Below are 18,415 nucleotides of genomic sequence, written 5' to 3' on the forward strand. Positions count from 1 at the left end.
ATAATCTCATTGGTTTTATTTAGCTTAAGTTTTTTCTGAAGAGACTTGTGATTACACGCTATTTTTTATTTTTATTACTTACAGGATGGAGCATAAGTCTTTCTGGCCAGCCCACTATAGAAAATCTTAAACGTAAGCTTGAGGCAAGTTCGAGTGATAAAGAAAGAGCCGACATATTAAACCAATTGACTGCTCAATCGTGGGATTATAATTTTGAAGAAGCACTCAATTATGCAAGAGAGGCGTACGCAATCGCCAGCAGATTACAAGATTCGGAACTACTTGTTAAAAGTCTTACAGATATTGGTATGTACCATTACTTTAATGGTGACTACAAAATAGCAAAGCAATATTACAAAGATGCAATAGCAGCTGCTAAAGAAAATAATTTCGGGGATTACCCTGCCTATACGCTTACCCGAATTGGAAATTTGTACAGAGTACAAGGGGGGTACGATTCAGCTAATTTCTTTTATAAAAAATCGTTGGAATTACTGAAAGGAAAAGATGCGGCTATTGCGCTTTCATCTGTCTACCATAACCTGGGATGGCTCAACTATGAGCTCAGTAACTATAACGAGGCTATGCATTATCTGCGCCAATCACTTTCCCTTCGTTTACAGATAGACGATTCGTTACTAATTGCAGAATCCTGGAAGTTTATGGGTACGACACATAGCTCTTTGTTAAACTTTGATTCTGCTCATTTTTATCTTAAAAAAGTAAATTCTCTTGCCTCACGCTATAATGATACTGAGCTTAAGATTTTTTATTGGGTAAGTATGGGTGAGCTTCATAACACCCAGGGAAAAATTCTGGATGCTATTGGTATGTATGAACAAGCGCTGGAGAGCTTAAATAAACACAAGTTTAAACGCTATGAAGCAATAACCCTCAAACGCATTGGAACAATCTATGATCAACTAGGCAACTATGAAAAAGCCAACAAACATTTTTTCCAAACCCTGGAAATAGAGGAACGTCTTGAAAGTAAGCATGAAATGGCCAGGACATATGGATTAATAAGCTGGTGTTTCTACCATCAAGGGAACTATGCGCAAAGTGAAAATTACGCAGAGAAGTCACTTAGGCTTATGAAACAGGTAGGGGATAAGGCTGGCGTTGCATATGCCCAAAATGTATTTGGTTCCCTTAAAACATCTCTTAAGGATTTTCCTTCAGCTTTATCTTTTTATGATTCTGCATTACAAATCAGAAAAGAACTTGGACTTACAGTTTATGAGGCTTCAACATTAGAAAACATGGCGTATATATATGAAGCGAAAGGCGATTTGCAAAGAGCGCTTACTATACATAAGCAGGTATTAACAATTTTTAAAGATACAGAATCAAGAAGCAGACTGACCACGTCCCTTAACAATATAGCAGAATTGAAGTATAAATTGGGGGACATGAATGATGCACTTACCTATGTGCAAACATCCATTAGAAATAGTCAATCGCTTAGTCTTCCGCTGGAACTTAAGCGTGCTTATTTACTTGCAGGCAAGATATATAAGATAGAAGGTAATTTTTTGAAGTCAAGCGAGTACTTGAACAAATACATTCAAATTAATGACAGCTTGTTTACTATCGAATCTATTTCGAAGGCTGCTCAGATTCACGCACTTTATGATTTGGAGAAAAAAGAACAGCAGATCGAATTGTTAAACCGCGAGAACCAGATTAAAGCAAATGAAATTGAGTTGCAAGAATCTAAACTAAAAAATCAGACATGGGCACTTATCTTTTCTGCCGTTGCCGGTTTATTGCTACTAGCAGTTACGATTATCTTGTTTAAATATTACATAAACAAAAAGAAAGCAAACGATAAGCTTCAAGCATTAAATGCGCAAATCAGCGAAAAGCAGGAAGAGATTCAGCGACAGGCAGAAGAACTCATTGAATCCAATTCTAGACTCATTGACGTTAATCATGATTTGCAAGAAAAACAGGACGAAATCGAGGCACAGTCCGAAGAGTTAAGAGAAGCAAATGAAGCCATCTTTTTGGCCAACAGTAATTTAGAGAAAAAAGTAGCTGACAGAACAGCAGAGTTACGTCAAGCCTATTTGGAGCTGGATACTTTTTTCTACAGATCATCACACGACTTCAGAAGGCCTTTAACCACCTTTATGGGATTGGCTGAAGTGGCAAAAATAACCCTTAAAGATCCCAATGCTATTCACCTTTTTGAAAAGGTAAAGGAGACTGCCGTTAACCTGGATAAAATGCTGATGAAACTTCAATCCATCAGTGATGTAGGCGTACAGCAATTGGCCTATAAAGAAGTATTTTTTAAAGAATTTATTGATTCAATAATTACCAGCTACCAACAAGATATTAATAAGAAAGCTATTCAGGTTAATGTTAATATTCAGAGAAACGAATTATTTTCATATCCATCGCTGTTGAAGATAATTATTGAAAACCTTTTAGAGAATGCCATCAACTTTTGTGCGCATGATAACGCGGTTATTTCTATTAGTGCAAGACAGGAAGCAGACCGTTTTATCTTTCAGGTCGAGGACAATGGACAAGGGATAGATCCAGCATATAAAGAAAGAATTTTTGATATGTACTATCGGGCAAGTCTGGATTCTAAAGGTAATGGTCTTGGGCTTTATATTGTTAAAAAAGCTGTAGATAAGCTTGGTGGAAACATTCGTGTTGAAAGTGAATTGTCAAAGGGTACAGGTTTTCAGATAGATATCCCCAATCAAAAGCAATGAAAAAAATGCTACTGATTAAAATCATTCTTCAAAAAGACTGAACTCATGTCCATTGAACTTTACTTAATCTATCTTAGTTACACACAAAAGGATAAGTAACTGCTAAAAAAAACAGATAAATACTTTTTTTAACCTTAATATTATTTTTATGAAGTTGATTATTGAGTCTCCAAAATTAGATCTAAGAGCATCTACAGAAGAAGTCGTTGAACAGAAGTTTAGGAAATTAGAGAGATTATTTGATAGAATTGATAAATGTGAAATTGTAATTAAAAAAGAACCTAAGGGGTTGATTGATAAGTTCTTTGTTGAGGCAAAACTTTATGTTCCTGGTAATGTACTCTTCGCCAAGGAAACTGCCGATAGTTTTGAAGCAGCTGCGAATGAGGTGGCATTGGATTTAGAAAGTCAATTAAGAAAACACAAAGATAAGTTGTATGAAAAACGTTAAATGAGATGAAAACAACCGGACCTTCACCGGAAAAGAGGTTTTTAGTTTCAGTTGCTGAAAACCTTCTAGCTGCACAACAAGAGATTGATGATCTAATTCTTCAATTGGCTTTAGGTAAAGCCGAAGCAAAAGATAAGTTTGAAGAGTTGAAGAAGGATTTTAAAGCTTCTATGGCTTCTCTTAAGTTACAGGTGATTTCTTTTACTGGTAGTGGTGTAAATAAAAAGACTCAAGATGCCATTGAGCAATTAGAAAATGTACTTGAAAAGCCTGAAGCTAATGGCTTAATTGAATTTGAGGCACAACGAACGAAATTGTTAGCACTGGTTGAGACCATACAAAATGAAGTTGAAGAATGGTTGAGCAACAAACAGTTGTCGCATGAGTTTATAAACGAATTTGAAAAGTTTAAATTAAAGCTTGAGATTTTGAATTTAAAGTTTGCTTTAAAAAGGTTTGAGGTTAAGGATAGCGTTCAAGATTTTTTTAAGGATTCAGCAAAGGCTTTACACAGAATCGTTGATAGTGCTGAGGATTCTATTGCAGAAGGTGAAGATGTTTGGATTAAGGCTAAGAAGACGATACACGATACGTATAAGTCGTTGAAAAAGGCTCTACATTAATAAAAATTAAAGTATAATCCCTGAAAGCGGATATTTGCCAATAGCAAAATTCTGTTTTCAGGGATTTATCGTTTCATTACTGGCCAATAAAGAGAGCAAACGCATAGAAGGGTGTCTATCTGCAATCAATTTAAGAATAGCTAAAAAGGGTACAAAAAGTATCATTCCAGAAACTCCCCAAAATATACCACCTAGTGTAATCGCTAATATAGTAGCTAGTGGATTTATACTTAAACGATTACTTACCGCAAGTGGAAAAATAACATTTGCTTCAAGGTATTGAACTATAACAAAGACAAGAACTACACCTAATGGATACCAAATGGAATTAAATGTAATCCATGCCATACCTATGGGTAGGAGCGAACCAATGATGATCCCCACATATGGAATAAAGGTTAGAATTGATGTAATGAATCCAAAAAAGAAGGCGTGTGGCACCCCCAGCATAAGCAGACCTAAGCTATTAAGGAGCCCCACAATCAGGTAAACAATTGCCATTCCCTTAATGAAATTGTAGTAAGCATCAACTGATAAATAAAGTATTCGCTTTGTTTCTTCTTTTCGCTCACCTGGAAAAATATATGCAATGGCTTGTATCAGAAGATTTCTGTAATAGAGAAATAACGCGGCATAAACAGGTATTAGTATAAATACTATGCTGGAACGAACCGATGCCGAAAGTGTATTCTTTAAAAATGTAAAAATGTAGCCAATTGATCCGTTGCTAATTTCGTGAATCCAAATGTCCTGCTGCTCTTTTGTTATAGCATATTTTTGAACAGTAAAAATACTAAGTTCTGTAATTAAGGCTTGCAGCTTAACTTGAATGGCCGGCCATTCTTTTATAAAAAGCGATAACTGATAAGCCATTAATAGAGCAATACTAACGATAAGTAATAACAGTAAAAGTAATCCTATGAAAATGGCCATACCTTTGCTGAGTCCTTTTCGCTCTAACCAGCGACAAAATGGGAAAAGTATAAAACTAATCAGGACTGCGTAACTGACAGGAATGAACAAGTCCCTTCCAAAATAAAGAACAAGTGATCCATACACTACAAATTGTAAAATAAATAGTTGCTTATTATGTGTTTTGATTCCGTCATTGACTCTTTTGAAATAGTGACTCATCTATAAATGGATTAGTTGATTCCAATTTAACAATATTCTAAAACCAAGCTAATCATGATAAACAGGTTTATGGCTGATAATTATCATGTTTTAAACTAAGTGCCATCAGTACTTTAATGATGTCTTCCATGCAACTTTAGTTAAATGAAACGAAAGTGTCATGAGTGATTTTGGCAAAAGTATTTTGGAGCAAACAGGAGAATTAACCCGGTTCGCGATGCGTTTCTTTTCGCAAGGATTAAAACCACGATATGAATGGAAGGAGTTTTTGCGACAATGTTATTGGATAGGGTATAAGTCACTTACTTTGGTTGCTATAACTGCCTTTATTATGGGGTTGGTATTAACTATTCAATCAAGACCAACACTGGTAGAATTTGGGGCAGAGGCCATGTTGCCTTCAATGGTGTCTGTTTCTTTAATACGAGAAATATCACCAGTAATTACTGCATTAATCTGTGCTGGTAAAATTGGTTCCGGTATGGGCGCAGAGCTCGGTTCAATGCGGGTTACCGAACAAATTGATGCCATGGAAGTATCAGGCACAAATCCATTTAAATATTTGGTGGTAACAAGAATTGCTGCAGCTACTTTAATGCTGCCCATATTGGTTAATCTTTCCAATGCGATTTCTTTATATGGCAGCTTTCTGGGCGTAAACATAAGAGGTAACGTTAGCTGGAGTTTATATTGGATTCAGGTGTATGATGTACTGAGCTTTGGCGATTTAGTGCCATCATTGATTAAAACATTTTTCTTTGGCTTTGCCATTGGCCTTGTCGGTTGCTTTAAGGGCTACTACTCTAAAAAAGGTACCGAAGGCGTGGGGCGTTCTGCCAATGAAGCTGTAGTGGTAGCCTCCCTACTGGTTTTTATTATTGATTTGCTCGCAGTACAGATTACAGATTTGTTAGGACTTACCTGATAGATATGGAAAAGCAAATAGTTATAGATGTATCTCATATTTATAAATCATTTGGCAATAACCATGTGTTAAAGGATTTTACTATGCAAGTAAAGCGAGGTGAAAACATTGCTGTTTTAGGTAAATCTGGTTCAGGAAAATCGGTATTAATAAAATGCATCATTCGCTTAAACGAACCTGATAAAGGTAATATTAAGTTGCTGAATACAGATGTACTTACACTTGACCATGAGGGTCTTGATGAACTAAGATCAAGGGTTGGTTTTCTGTTTCAGAGCAATGCATTATATGATTCAATGACGGTTAGAGAAAACCTGGAGTTTCCATTGCGCAGGCACAGAATTAAAGACGAAATGACGCATGAGTTTGTTGAAGGAAGGGTTATGGAGGCATTATCTAATGTGGGGTTGGCACATACCATTGACATGATGCCAGCGGAATTATCAGGGGGGATGCGCAAACGAATTGCCTTAGCAAGAACTCTTATACTAAAACCTGATATCATTTTGTACGATGAACCTACTACCGGCCTTGATCCTATAACCTCACGTGAAATAAGTGAACTGATCAATAGCATACAACAAAAGTATCAGACAACCTCCATTATTATTTCACACGATATGAGTTGTATAAAAACAACAGCCGATCGTATTATTATGCTGATTGATGGACGCTGTTATGCTGAAGATAGTTTTGAAGAATTACAAAACAGCATGGATGAAAAGATTCGATTATTTTTTGATTAAAAATAAATGTTATAAAAATGGCATCTAATTCAATTAACAATGCAAAGCTCGGTTTATTTGTTTTCGCAGGTTTGCTATTCATGGTTTTTTCACTTTACATGATTGGCAGCAATAGAAATCTGTTTGGTTCTTCTTTTACCATTAAAGCAAGTTTTTATAACGTAGATGGGCTGACTGTTGGCAACAATGTGAGGTTTTCGGGTATTGATGTAGGAACAGTTAAGGCGATAGAAATTGAATCAGATTCAACAATCGCAGTAACCATGTTGCTGGATAAGAGCGTAAGGAAATACTTACGACAAAATGTAATTGCCTCAATAGGCACTGACGGATTAATGGGCAATAAGTTGATTAATATTAATTCTCAGTCGGGAGCAGCGCCATTATTGGAACCAGGCACAGTCATACAATCACTAAAACCAATAGAGACAGATGCAATGCTTAGAACGCTAAACACCACTAATGATAATATTGAGGTAATTACACAAAATCTTAAGAGTATAACAGAGAAGCTGAATAGTAATAATAGCCTTTGGACTTTACTAGCCGATACTATTATTGCAAGAGATTTAACGCTTGCTGTGCGCGAGATACGAGAAGCCAGTAAGAATACTGTTGCTTTTACTGAAGAGGCTAACTATCTGATTAAAGAAGTTAAAAGGGGAGAAGGACTCGCAGGCAGTATTCTTACGGATACTATTGTATTTACCCAATTAAAAAGTGCTGTAAATGATATTGTAAAGACGAGTGGCAGCGCACAACAACTCGCTAGTGATTTAGAAGAGTTAGTGCAATATGCAAAACAAGGAGAGGGCACAGCAGCAACTTTACTATACGATACAACCCTTGTAAACAGATTGAAACGCAGCATGCTAAGTGTAGAAGAGGGGACAGCTCGTTTTAACGAAAATATGGAGGCACTAAAGCATAACTTTTTAACGCGCGCCTATTTTAGGAAACAGGAGAAAAAAAATAAAGCCAACCAGAAATAGTCTGATTGGCTTTATACTATATTTTGAAATACTTATTTGTAACGCTTAAACTTTTTTAAGTCAGCAGCATTAGCCTCTTTTAAGCTAATGGCTGCGCCACCACCCGGGGCTATTGGTAATTTTAGAGTACTTGTGCTGTCCACAATAAAAGATTTAATCTCATAAGCCATTGGATTATCTTTCCAATGTGCTGTTGGAGCATCCATGTAAAGTGTGGCTACATATTTCTTTTTGCTATCAAGGAAGTTTAATGAAGCAGAAGAAGTTCGTTTATTTTCATCGCTTATACTTCCAATAAACCATTCATTTTTGTTTTTGGCTTTTCGGGCGATCGTAATGTAGTCACCAGGCTCGGCTTCAAGAATTTGAGTATCATCCCAGTCTACCGCTACATCTTTAATGAATTGGAAAGCATCCATTCGTTTTTCATATGCCTCAGGTAAGTCAGCGGCCATTTGCAACGGACTGTACATGGTAACATAGAGAGCAAGTTGTTTGGCTAATGTAGTGTGTACCTGATTGCCATTAGGAGACTGATTATTGAATGGACGCTGTGCAACATAGTAATCCATCTTAATTTCAAAAATACCAGGCGTGTAATCCATTGGACCACCCATTAAGCGTGTGAAAGGCAGAATGGTTTCATGCTCAGGCGGGTTGCCTACACTCCACGCATTAAATTCATTTCCTCGGGCAGCTTCAGAAGCTAGCCAGTTAGGGTAGGTGCGGTGTAAACCAGTGGGGCGTACAGGCTCGTGGGCATCAAGCATGATTTTATACTGTGCTGTTCTTGCAGCAACACGATTAAAGTGGTTAACCATCCACTGACCGTCATGAAACTCCCCACGCGGAATGATGCGTCCTACGTAACCTGTTTTTACTGCATCATAGCCATTCTCTTTCATAAAAGTAAAGGCAGCATCCATTCTTCGTTCGTAGTTGGTTACAGAACCGGAAGTTTCGTGGTGCATAATCAACTTCACATTTTTCGAAGCCGCATATTGGTGTAATGCTTTTACATCAAAGTCGGGATATGGTGTAGTAAAATCAAATACTTCTTCTTTCCATTGACCAAACCAATCTTCCCAACCAACATTCCAACCTTCAACCAGTACTCCATCAAAACCATGTTGTGCTGCAAAATCGATATAACGTTTTGTGTTGGTAGTATTCGCTGCGTGCCTTCCATTGGGTTTTAATTTAGACCAATCAGTTCCATCAAGTTTAAGATTAGATTCATCTGAATAATTCCAGCTTCCTGTACCCACATGCATTTCCCACCAGATACCCACATACTTTGTTGGTTTAATCCAATCGGTGGTTTCGATCTTAGAAGGTTCGTTTAAGTTGAGAATTGTTTTCGAAGTAAGAATGTCCGCGGCTTTATCACTAACAAGAATGGTTCGCCATGGTGTGGAGAAGGGTGTTTGTAGGTAAGCTTTGTTACCCCTTGCATCAGGTACCAGGTGAGAAGTTAAGGTCAGGTTTTGTTTGTTAAGCACAAGGTGCATAGCAGAGTAGTTTACTAAAGCAGCTTCATGTATGTTGATGTAAAGGCCATCAGCCGTTTTCATCATCAATGGTGTTTGTACACCATCAGGTATTACAGCTCTTGTACTGATTTCATCAGCAGATGCACTACGAATCGTAGGTGATATTTCGCTCAATTTTGAGGTTGAGTAAACATATTCATTCGTTTCATAGTCACCGGGTATCCAGAATGTTTTATGATCTCCTGCTAGAGCAAATTCAGTTACTTCCTCTTTTACCACCATGTGCTGAAGATTGGCTTGTTTGGGGAATTCATATCTGAAGCCCAAACCATCATTGAAAAGTCTGAAACGAATAAGGATACTTCTGTTAGTTGATTTCTGATAAAGCGTAACAGTAAGCTCGTTGTAATTGTTTCTGATACTTTTTACTTCTCCCCAAACTGGTTCCCAGGTTGAATCGTGTTTTGAAGAATCTATTTTTGAAATAGTGAAATTAGCATTGAGTGGGTCTGCATCATTGAGTAACAAACCCAACTTTCCTGGTTTAATAATTGTTTTTGTTTTATAGCTTAATTGATAGAGTGGCTCGCCAGCAGTAGAGAGCGAGAAACTCATACTCAATTGTTGATTCGGAGATTGTAATGTTTGTGCGCAAACGAATTGGCTTACAAACATTATCAAAATAAAAAACGTTATAGGTTTCATGTACGCTTATTTAGTTTTGGTTTAATCAGTATTATGCTCGGTAATTTTACAAACAATTCAAATTTTGAATTTTCAATTTGAAATTTAAAATCTAAAAATTTTATATAGGCCCCATTACTTTACTTAAAGTCGAAACTCCTTCTTCATTAAAACTTTCGATGGCAAAATAATACTTTTGACCGAGTGTCAGCGCCCTTATTTCAAGAGATGTTGGTTGATCTGCCCAAACCTGATACGTTTGATACAGTTTATCTGCGCCAATGCCCCAGCGAATATTATAACCTGTTACACCTTTTACAGGCTCCCAACTTGTTGTGGCATTTCGTTGATCAGCCATCCGTGTAGCTTTAAACTTGCCTGGAGTTTTGGGAAATGCATCACCACTATTACCAAAAACGCGAATGTCGCTTATGGCTAAGTTCGGTGTAGGCACATAAATGTTTTCAAATTTTAAATACCGAGCATCAACAGCCTTTTCAAGTTCTATATAGGCATTGGGTCTGTCTTCTTTCTTGTTGGCATTACTAAAAATTTCATTCCAGTTTTTACCATCAGCCGAAGCATACATTTTGAATTGTAGGTAAACACTTTCATCATTATCATAGAGATCAGATTTGTAGTCAGTGTAATTAACCTGAAAAGCTTTTATATTTTTTGCAGCACCTAAATCCATTTGCAGCCATTCACCGGCTTTGTTGCTTTCGGCCACCCAAAAAGTTCGCGGGTTTTCATCATTGACTAAGTCTGCATGTTTATCTTCTTTGATTGAAGAAGCAATACATTTCTTTTTGTAGGAGAGTAGCATCCAACCTGTGAAGAGAGATTCATCATGTTTTACAGATTGCTTAGGCATATAATGGGGAAAATCTCCAAAGCGTGTGTTGAAATGCATTTCATCATCCTCATTAAATCCACCGGGGAACATAGCCATTCTCCTTTCGAAGTTCCAGTTTACGGCCACCCAGGGTGTACCGGTGTTCCACCAGTTGCCATAATTATCTTGAAAAGTGTTGCCATGCCCGGCTCCGGTTACAAAACCACCTGGCTTATACGAAATAGGATTATAGTTAGCATAGGTAAAAGGCCCGAGCGGATCGTTACCAATATAGGCACCGTTAGCATACACATTGTATTCAGTACCGGGTGCGCCATACTGCAAATAATATTTATTTTTATACTTAGTCATCCACGCACCCTCCATGTAAGGTTTAATCGTGTCTCTATGATCCTGACCGAATCTTTCCCAACCGTGTAAGTTAGGGTGTAGTTTGAGCATGGCTTTGTAGTCAGACTTATATACAAGGTTTTTACTTTTATCTAACTCTGCCCCATACAAAGGATATGTATTTGATGATCCCCAATACATGTACCACTTGTCCAAGTCTTCATCATAAAACAATGCAGGATCCCACGGGCCTACATCTTTGGGTAAAGCGGGTAGCCATCTATTAAAAAATGAGAGTTTTCCGGTTTCCGGTGTTGTAGTATAAAAAATAGGTCTTTGTTCGAAGGTAGATTGAAAGAGATAAAGTGTGTCGCGCACTGATATTGCAGCAGGAGCACACATGTCTTCCATCGGCCAGCGCGATGGTACAATGTATTTCCAGTTAATTAAATCTGGCGAATGCCAATAACCACCTGATATAGTTACAAATAAAAAGTATTCATTTTTATGAGTGATGATGACCGGGTCTGCTCCCGAACGATATGAAATTTTCTTGTTGATTTGCTCCCAATTATAGCGATAACCAATGTCCATGGGATTACAATAAGTCTTCTGGTCGAGGCGTTGAGCAAATAGCACTGAAGAATGTATTGTTATGGTCAACAGTAGAATAATGAGAATCTTTTTCATAGAAGAACTTTGAACAGCTAAGGTCGCTGCTTATCAACGTATTTCCAATGTTTTTCGACTAAACCACGCTGCTTCCACCGTTGAAAAAAATTATCATTACTTAATTGAAAATGTACCGATATTGTCGCTTTAAAAATTTCTTCCTATGCGTTTACTTGTTCATTCAGTTGTCACCATTTTTGTTCTCCTTGTTGTTGCTTGTCAGCCAAAACAGCAAAGTCTAAGTGGTGATTCGACTGTTTTTCTGGATTCACTTTCTAAACACACCTTTAATTTCTTTTGGGAAACAGCAGACAGTAATACTGCACAAATTCCAGATCGCTGGCCAACCCCTAGTTTTTCTAGCATTGCTGCTACCGGGTTTGGTATTACCAGTTATTTAATTGGTGCTGAAAGAGGTTACATAACCAGAGAGCAAGCTGCAGAAAGAGTGTTGAAAACAATTACATTCCTGCATCAGCTACCTAAAGGTGATTCAACTAGTGGGGTAGTAGGTTATAAGGGTTTCTTCTATCATTTTATTGATATGAAAACCGGCCATCGTTTTAGAGATGTTGAATTGTCTACCATTGATACTGGTTTGTTAATGGCAGGGATTTTATCAGCACAAAGTTATTTCGATGGTGATGATGAGAAGGAACAACAAATCAGAGCAATTGCTGATTCACTTTATCTCGCTATCGAATGGGACTGGGCTATGAACAATGAGCAGACCATGACAATGGGTTGGCATCCTGAAAAGGGTTTTATCGAAAGCAGATGGAAGGGTTATAATGAAGCGATGATCCTCTACGTATTAGCACTCGGATCACCAACACATACAATACCGGCAGAAAGCTGGACAGCCTGGACGAGCACTTATCAATGGGCAAACTACTATGGACAGGAGCATGTCAACTTCGGCCCGCTGTTTGGGCATCAGTACTCACAAATGTATATTGATTTCAGAGGCATTTATGATCCTTACATGAAAGATAAAGGCATTGATTATTTTGAAAATAGTAAACGTGCTACTTATGCTAATCGTGCATATTGTATGGCAAATCCAGGTCATTACACCGGCTACTCGCCTAATATATGGGGGCTAACCGCATGTGATGGTCCTGGTAATTCCAACAAGATAAACCCCAACATTTCCTTCATGGGCTACCATGCAAGGGGTGCTGCACAGTATTATAATGATGATGACGGAACGATTACACCAACTGCCGCTGGAGGTTCAATTGCTTTTGCACCGGAGATTTGTATACCTGCATTGCAGGCCATGTATGAACAGTATGGAGATAAAATTTATACACGTTACGGTTTTGTAGATGCATTCAATCTGTCTATTGAGAATAAAGATGGAAGCACAGGCTGGGTAGATACAGATCATTTGGGAATTGACCAGGGGCCCATTTTGATTCAGGCCGAAAACTATAGAAGTGAGCTTGTCTGGAATCTAATGAAGAAGAATCCATACATCATCAATGGCTTGAAAAAGGCAGGCTTTTCAGGAGGATGGCTAGATAAGCCATAGTCGTATTACCAATGACTGCGTAGCAAGGCAATAATTTTGTAGTTTAGTGTTATGAGGGGAAGGATTTTTATATTGATTTGCTTACTCAGCATAGGAGGAAACCTATGGGCACAATCAGTTGTGCAGGTATCGGATCAAGTGGACGAAAAAATTTACATACTAAACGACCTTGAGTACTATATCGATTCAACCAACACACTTACACTTGAAGATGTAAGCAAGACAGCGTTTCAATCCAGGTTTAAAAGACACAGCGATTATCAGAATACAGATTTTAATATCAATACTGCCTATTGGGTTAAGTTTCCGATAAAACTAAATGCTGAGAGTAAGAAGAAGTGGTTAATTGAGTTCTACGATCAATCTATTGACTATTTAGAGATACACGTTCCCTCCAAAAATGGTGAATACTCCAGTGTTTATACCGGAGACAAACATCCATTCGCGGAGCGTGTGTTATTGCACAAGAATTTCGAAGCCACGGTTGATATGTTTTCAAATGAAACGGTTGTCTGCTACTTCAAAGTTACATCGCATGAATTTGCCGATATACGTATTGTTTTTCGATCAGTAAACCGTTTTGTTTATTATGCACTCAATGAGTATTTGCTTTATGGAATGTTCTATGGAATGATCATTATCATTAGCTTATATAACTTCCTGGTGTATCTCGCCATTAGGGAAATAAAAAACATCTATTACATTTTTTATATACTGAGTGTGGCACTGTATGCTGCAAGCTTAGATGGTATAGGGTTTCAGTTTTTATGGCCTGAATTACCAGCGCTCAATAGTTATGCGACAGGATTTGCCTTGTATTCGTTAATTATTTGGGCACTTTTATTTACACGAAAATTTTTAAGCACACGCGCCAATTCCCCTGAACTTGACAGGGCCATACTTGGAATGATTATCGCCAGAACGGTTCTCTTCCTTATAGCCTTATTCTTTTTTCCTTCCTTTCTCACCTATAGAAATCTTGAGATCATTCCACTGTCACTGATTTTTTATAGTGGTATAAAAGTTTGGATGGGTAATTATAAACCTGCCCGTTTCTTTGTAATTGCCTATGGTATACTCTTCATGGGTTTCTTCCTTCGTACATTAGTACACTTTAATATCTTGCCATTCACCATCTTATTGCATTACAGTCTGCATATTTCGTTTGGTGTAGAAATGCTCTTCCTTACTTTTGCTTTGGGTGATCGTATCCGGATTTTAAAAGATAATAGAGACAGAGCGTTGCGCAGAATTATTCAACAGCATGAGTTTAACATGCAGTTAAAGGATACCGTTAATCGTGAGTTAGAAAATAAAGTACAGGAACGAACTACTGAATTGAACCACAAAAATCAGGAGTTAGAGTTGATCAATACACGGCTTGAAAAACAATCGACAGAGATCAATCAGATTAACTCCATGCTGGATCTGGACAACTGGAAATTAAAAAACAGTATTAAAGAAGTGTTGAACGATCGTATTATGGAGAGAGCCATGGATTATGATCAGTTTCAGACCTTGTATCCAGACGATCTTTCCTGCTACCGCTTTTTAGAAAGCCTGAAATGGGAGCGAGGTTATGCGTGTAAGAAGTGTGCTAACGATAAGCATTTTGATGGTGCGCAGAAATTTGCCAGACGGTGCACACGTTGTGGATATAATGAATCTATTACAGCCTACACCATATTTCACAGCATTAAATTCCCGATAGATAAAGCTTTTTACATCGCCTACCTTACCGTTTCTGGCCGTAAAGACCTAACCCTCGATACCCTTTCTCACGTATTAGCATTACGCCTAAACACCATTTGGGCCTTCAAAAACAAGGTGTCAGAAAGGTTACAGGAGCTCGAAAGCAAAGGTGTCAGGCCATCTTCAGGTCGTTGGCAGGAGGTCATATTGATATCAAAAAGAGGATCGGAGACTATCAAAAAATCAGAAAAAGTCAGGAATCTTGCCTGAGGCAACTCATTTCGAAGTTCATGTTTTTTTAGCGACATATCGCAAACGTTTGTACTACATTTTGTCTTATTTGGCCTATTTTTTAATGTTTTTAAAGCGATAATTATCCTAACGAATAAATACCGAATTCGATTGCATAAATCATCATTTGAGCTGAAAAATGTTTAAAAAAGCTTGACTCTGTCCTAACTTCATTTCGCTTTAAGACATTAAACCTTATTTCTCAATGCGAATGAAGCCTTTTTACCGAATATTCTCCTTCGCTTTCTGCCTTTTGAGCCTCAATTCGGCCTTGGCACAAAATAGACAGGTTACCGGAACGGTCATTTCCGCTGAAGACAAACAGCCTGTTCCTGGAGTTAACGTCCTTGTTCAGGGTACCAGTCGCGGTACAGTTACTGATTTGGACGGAAAATATAGCCTGGATCTATCAGGCACGGAAGAAACATTGGTTTTCTCCTTCATAGGATTTACCAGTAAAACGGTGCCGGTTCAGGGAAGAACAGTGGTAGATGTAGAACTTGAGTTGGACACTAAGACGTTAGAGGAAATAGTGGTGGTCGGTTATGGAGTTCAAAAAAAGAGCGATATAACTGGATCTACTGCCAATATAAAAGGCGATGAATTATTAAAGCAACCTGTTCTTACAGCTACCCAAGCTATGCAGGGTAAAGTTGCTGGTGTCCAGATTATCAGTAGCGGCCAACCAGGGAGCTCTCCACAAATACGTGTTAGAGGTGTAGGCACAGCATTGGGTGGTACAACTTCTTTGTATGTAGTAGACGGTGTATTGACCGATGATATTTCTAACATCAATACTGCAGACATCGTTGATATGAATATTCTGAAGGATGCTTCATCAGCGGCAATTTACGGATCAAGAGGTGCCAACGGGGTGATTATTATCACCACAAAGAAGGGAGTATCAGGTGATTTAAAAATTAGTTATAACAATAACATTGGTTTCAGGCAAGCGGCTAACCTTGTCGAGATGGCCAATGCTTCTGAATACAGCAATTATATACAAGCAGCAACAGGTAATCCAGCGCCCGCTTCACCTTATGATACCGATTGGTATGGTACTATTTTAAGAAATGCTTTTCAACAGAGCCATAATATTTCAGTTTCAGGCGGTACAGATAAAGCTACTTACCTTTTCAATGCAGGTTATCTATCTGATCAGGGGATTATACTCAACAATGACTTTGAAAGATTTACCTTACGCTTTAACAATGATTATAAATTAAGTGATAAAATTCAATTTGGTTTTCAATCCTCCTTTGGAAATAGCATTAATGAAAATGCTTTTGGTAACATTAATATAGATGCTTTTGGAAACGTGGGTTCGGTTTATAATAACGCTTACCGAGCCTCACCTATAATAACCAGTATCCAAGATGGTCGTTATGGTAATTCTTCAGCTTATCAAAATGTAGGTAATCCATTGTTGGATTTGAATAATAACAGCATTAGGGTTAATGAAAATCGATTACAAGGATCAACTTTTCTCTCATACAAACCGGTTGAATGGTTGACTTTTCGTTCGTCATTAGGTGCTGACTGGAGAAATTCATTGAACAGAGGTTATTACTACCAGTTTAATGCTGATGAAAACACATTCCTAGTTGCAGGGGGTAATCAATTGCGTGCACAAAGTTCTCTTATTGTGCAAAACTCACAGGCTTTCCGTTGGGTTTGGGATAATACAGCAACTATTACCAAACAACTAGGCAAACATGATGTGACATTATTGGCTGGTGTAACTGCAGAAAAATTAAACTTCACTTTTTTGTCAGCCAATAGAAATGATATCCCAGCTGATCCGGATTTGTGGTACATAGGTGTAGGCGATGCGAACACCTCTCAAAACAACGGTGGTGGAGATGCTTGGGCACGCAATTCATATTTGTCAAGGGTAAATTATTCCTACAACGAAAAATACTTGTTTACTGCCACTGTTAGGATAGATGGCAGTTCTCGACTGCCAGAAATTAACCGCTGGCAGACATTTCCATCATTTGGTGTAGGGTGGCAGATCCATAGGGAAGGTTTCATGGAAAACCAGAATATATTTGACGTTTTAAAATTGCGCGGTTCATACGGCAAGGTGGGTAATGATCAGATTCCAACTAATGCTTATACTGTATCAGTAGAACAGAACAAGCCTTATCCGTTTGGTGGTGTTTTAGTTCCGGCTATTCCTGGTGTACAGATCAATCAAAACATAGACCCTAATATTACATGGGAAATTACAGAGGAATACGATCTGGCTATAGAATTTGGGTTGTTCCAATCCAAGTTAACGGGTGAGGTAAATTATTATGATAAGAAAGTAGCAAACGCGTTGATTAGTGTTCCACTCCCCAGAACCGGAGCAGATGCAGATGGCATCATTTTCACTAACGCGGCAACCATTCAAAACAGAGGCGTTGAAGTACTACTCAACTGGAAGAAACTTGTTAATGAGAATCTATCCTACTCGGTAGGAGGTAACGTAACCTTTAACGAAAATAAGGTTGTTGGCTTGAATGGTGGACGTGCTATTCGTGGAGGCTCTATTGGCGCTGCACAGGGTTTTACAACAATTACTGACAATGGTTTGCCTGTTGGGAGTTTCTTTGTATTAAATCAAATAGGTGTATTTAATACCACAGGTGAAGTTAATAGTTATATAAACAATGATGGAGATCCTCTTCAACCCACTGCAAAGCCTGGTGATTTTAAATATGAGGATGTAAATGGTGATGGAAGAATTGATGATGAGGATCGTGTCTTTGCAGGATCGTATCAACCAGTAGCTTACTTTGGTCTAAATGGTTCAGTAAACTTTAAGAGCTGGGATTTTAGTATCGACTTTTATGGAAACGTAGGCAATGAAGTTTATAATGGAAAGAAAGCGGTTAGAGTTGAAGGTCGTGATAATGTAGAAAAATCAGTAGTATACGATCGATGGACCGCTGCGAACAGATCGCAAACAGAACCTGGAGCGAATACTGGTAATCAATTAGCATCAAAGTATTTTGTTGAATCAGGTTCATTTGTCAGAATCAACAACCTGACCATTGGATATACTTTCCCAAAATCAATGTTGGAAAAAGTAAGGATAAGTACTTGTCGTGCTTTTGTTACTTCTCAAAATCTTTTTACGCTGAAAAAATATAGCGGTTTTACACCTGAGCTACCAGGTGACCCTATTAGCTCTGGAATTGAATTAAGTGCTTACCCGACAACACGCACGGTAGCACTGGGTATAAATGTTGGTTTTTAATGATTAAGCA

At 38.0% G+C, this 18,415-nt stretch carries 12 protein-coding genes; 9 read left to right on the top strand and 3 right to left on the bottom strand.

What is annotated here, in order from left to right; genetic code table 11:
* Window positions 1-47 precede the first annotated feature (47 nt).
* The 3 genes from SanaruYs_RS01160 (at window position 48) to SanaruYs_RS01170 (ending at window position 3,806) form a co-directional block, all read left to right on the top strand.
* Window positions 48-2,732: an ATP-binding protein gene (locus SanaruYs_RS01160; RefSeq protein ID WP_127120677.1), complete on the top strand. Its 2,685-nt coding sequence runs from the start codon at window positions 48-50 to the stop codon at window positions 2,730-2,732.
* 148 nt (window positions 2,733-2,880) lie between these two features.
* A complete protein-coding gene (gene hpf, locus SanaruYs_RS01165) occupies window positions 2,881-3,183 on the top strand; it encodes a ribosome hibernation-promoting factor, HPF/YfiA family (protein ID WP_127120678.1) in 303 nt (100 codons plus the stop codon).
* 5 nt (window positions 3,184-3,188) lie between these two features.
* Window positions 3,189-3,806, top strand: coding sequence for a hypothetical protein (locus SanaruYs_RS01170; RefSeq protein ID WP_127120679.1), 618 nt, complete (start codon window positions 3,189-3,191; stop codon window positions 3,804-3,806).
* Between the two features lie 57 nt (window positions 3,807-3,863).
* On the opposite strand, the gene SanaruYs_RS01175 is transcribed toward SanaruYs_RS01170, so the two are convergent.
* Window positions 3,864-4,940, bottom strand: coding sequence for an AI-2E family transporter (locus SanaruYs_RS01175; protein ID WP_127120680.1), 1,077 nt, complete (start codon window positions 4,938-4,940; stop codon window positions 3,864-3,866).
* Between the two features lie 160 nt (window positions 4,941-5,100).
* Here SanaruYs_RS01175 and SanaruYs_RS01180 point away from each other — a divergent pair, with 160 nt between their 5' ends.
* Genes SanaruYs_RS01180 through SanaruYs_RS01190 form a run of 3 tightly spaced genes read left to right on the top strand, consistent with a single transcriptional unit; the run spans window position 5,101 to window position 7,603 of the window.
* On the top strand, window positions 5,101-5,865 hold the full coding sequence (locus SanaruYs_RS01180) for an MlaE family ABC transporter permease (RefSeq protein ID WP_127120681.1): 765 nt from the start codon (window positions 5,101-5,103) through the stop codon (window positions 5,863-5,865).
* A gap of 5 nt (window positions 5,866-5,870) precedes the next feature.
* Entirely contained in the window at window positions 5,871-6,611 is a 741-nt protein-coding gene (locus SanaruYs_RS01185) for an ABC transporter ATP-binding protein (RefSeq protein WP_127120682.1), read from the top strand.
* Between the two features lie 17 nt (window positions 6,612-6,628).
* Window positions 6,629-7,603: an MlaD family protein gene (locus SanaruYs_RS01190; protein ID WP_127120683.1), complete on the top strand. Its 975-nt coding sequence runs from the start codon at window positions 6,629-6,631 to the stop codon at window positions 7,601-7,603.
* A 32-nt stretch (window positions 7,604-7,635) separates the two neighbouring features.
* On the opposite strand, the gene SanaruYs_RS01195 is transcribed toward SanaruYs_RS01190, so the two are convergent.
* Both SanaruYs_RS01195 and SanaruYs_RS01200 read right to left on the bottom strand, forming a co-directional pair.
* On the bottom strand, window positions 7,636-9,801 hold the full coding sequence (locus SanaruYs_RS01195) for a glycoside hydrolase family 97 protein (protein WP_127120684.1): 2,166 nt from the start codon (window positions 9,799-9,801) through the stop codon (window positions 7,636-7,638).
* Window positions 9,802-9,901: 100 nt separating this feature from the next.
* On the bottom strand, window positions 9,902-11,656 hold the full coding sequence (locus tag SanaruYs_RS01200; protein WP_127120685.1) for a discoidin domain-containing protein: 1,755 nt from the start codon (window positions 11,654-11,656) through the stop codon (window positions 9,902-9,904).
* Window positions 11,657-11,801: 145 nt separating this feature from the next.
* Here SanaruYs_RS01200 and SanaruYs_RS01205 point away from each other — a divergent pair, with 145 nt between their 5' ends.
* From SanaruYs_RS01205 to SanaruYs_RS01215, 3 genes are all read left to right on the top strand, one after another.
* The gene (locus SanaruYs_RS01205; protein ID WP_127120686.1) at window positions 11,802-13,175 is read left to right on the top strand and encodes a glucoamylase family protein; all 1,374 of its coding nucleotides are present in this window, start codon (window positions 11,802-11,804) and stop codon (window positions 13,173-13,175) included.
* 51 nt (window positions 13,176-13,226) lie between these two features.
* On the top strand, window positions 13,227-15,137 hold the full coding sequence (locus SanaruYs_RS01210; RefSeq protein WP_127120687.1) for a 7TM diverse intracellular signaling domain-containing protein: 1,911 nt from the start codon (window positions 13,227-13,229) through the stop codon (window positions 15,135-15,137).
* Between the two features lie 292 nt (window positions 15,138-15,429).
* Complete coding sequence (locus tag SanaruYs_RS01215; protein WP_246011808.1) at window positions 15,430-18,405, top strand: SusC/RagA family TonB-linked outer membrane protein; 2,976 nt, start codon at window positions 15,430-15,432, stop codon at window positions 18,403-18,405.
* Window positions 18,406-18,415 lie beyond the last annotated feature (10 nt).

The sequence above is a fragment of the Chryseotalea sanaruensis genome, from assembly GCF_003990915.1.
Taxonomy (GTDB): domain Bacteria; phylum Bacteroidota; class Bacteroidia; order Cytophagales; family Cyclobacteriaceae; genus Chryseotalea; species Chryseotalea sanaruensis.

Coding starts and splice junctions, on each gene's coding strand:
- hpf (WP_127120678.1), top strand. CDS start 2,881: ATGAAGTTGATTATTGAGTCTCCAAAATTAGATCTAAGAGCATCTACA.
- SanaruYs_RS01170 (WP_127120679.1), top strand. CDS start 3,189: ATGAAAACAACCGGACCTTCACCGGAAAAGAGGTTTTTAGTTTCAGTT.
- SanaruYs_RS01175 (WP_127120680.1), bottom strand. CDS start 4,940: ATGAGTCACTATTTCAAAAGAGTCAATGACGGAATCAAAACACATAAT.
- SanaruYs_RS01180 (WP_127120681.1), top strand. CDS start 5,101: ATGAGTGATTTTGGCAAAAGTATTTTGGAGCAAACAGGAGAATTAACC.
- SanaruYs_RS01185 (WP_127120682.1), top strand. CDS start 5,871: ATGGAAAAGCAAATAGTTATAGATGTATCTCATATTTATAAATCATTT.
- SanaruYs_RS01190 (WP_127120683.1), top strand. CDS start 6,629: ATGGCATCTAATTCAATTAACAATGCAAAGCTCGGTTTATTTGTTTTC.
- SanaruYs_RS01195 (WP_127120684.1), bottom strand. CDS start 9,801: ATGAAACCTATAACGTTTTTTATTTTGATAATGTTTGTAAGCCAATTC.
- SanaruYs_RS01200 (WP_127120685.1), bottom strand. CDS start 11,656: ATGAAAAAGATTCTCATTATTCTACTGTTGACCATAACAATACATTCT.
- SanaruYs_RS01205 (WP_127120686.1), top strand. CDS start 11,802: ATGCGTTTACTTGTTCATTCAGTTGTCACCATTTTTGTTCTCCTTGTT.
- SanaruYs_RS01210 (WP_127120687.1), top strand. CDS start 13,227: ATGAGGGGAAGGATTTTTATATTGATTTGCTTACTCAGCATAGGAGGA.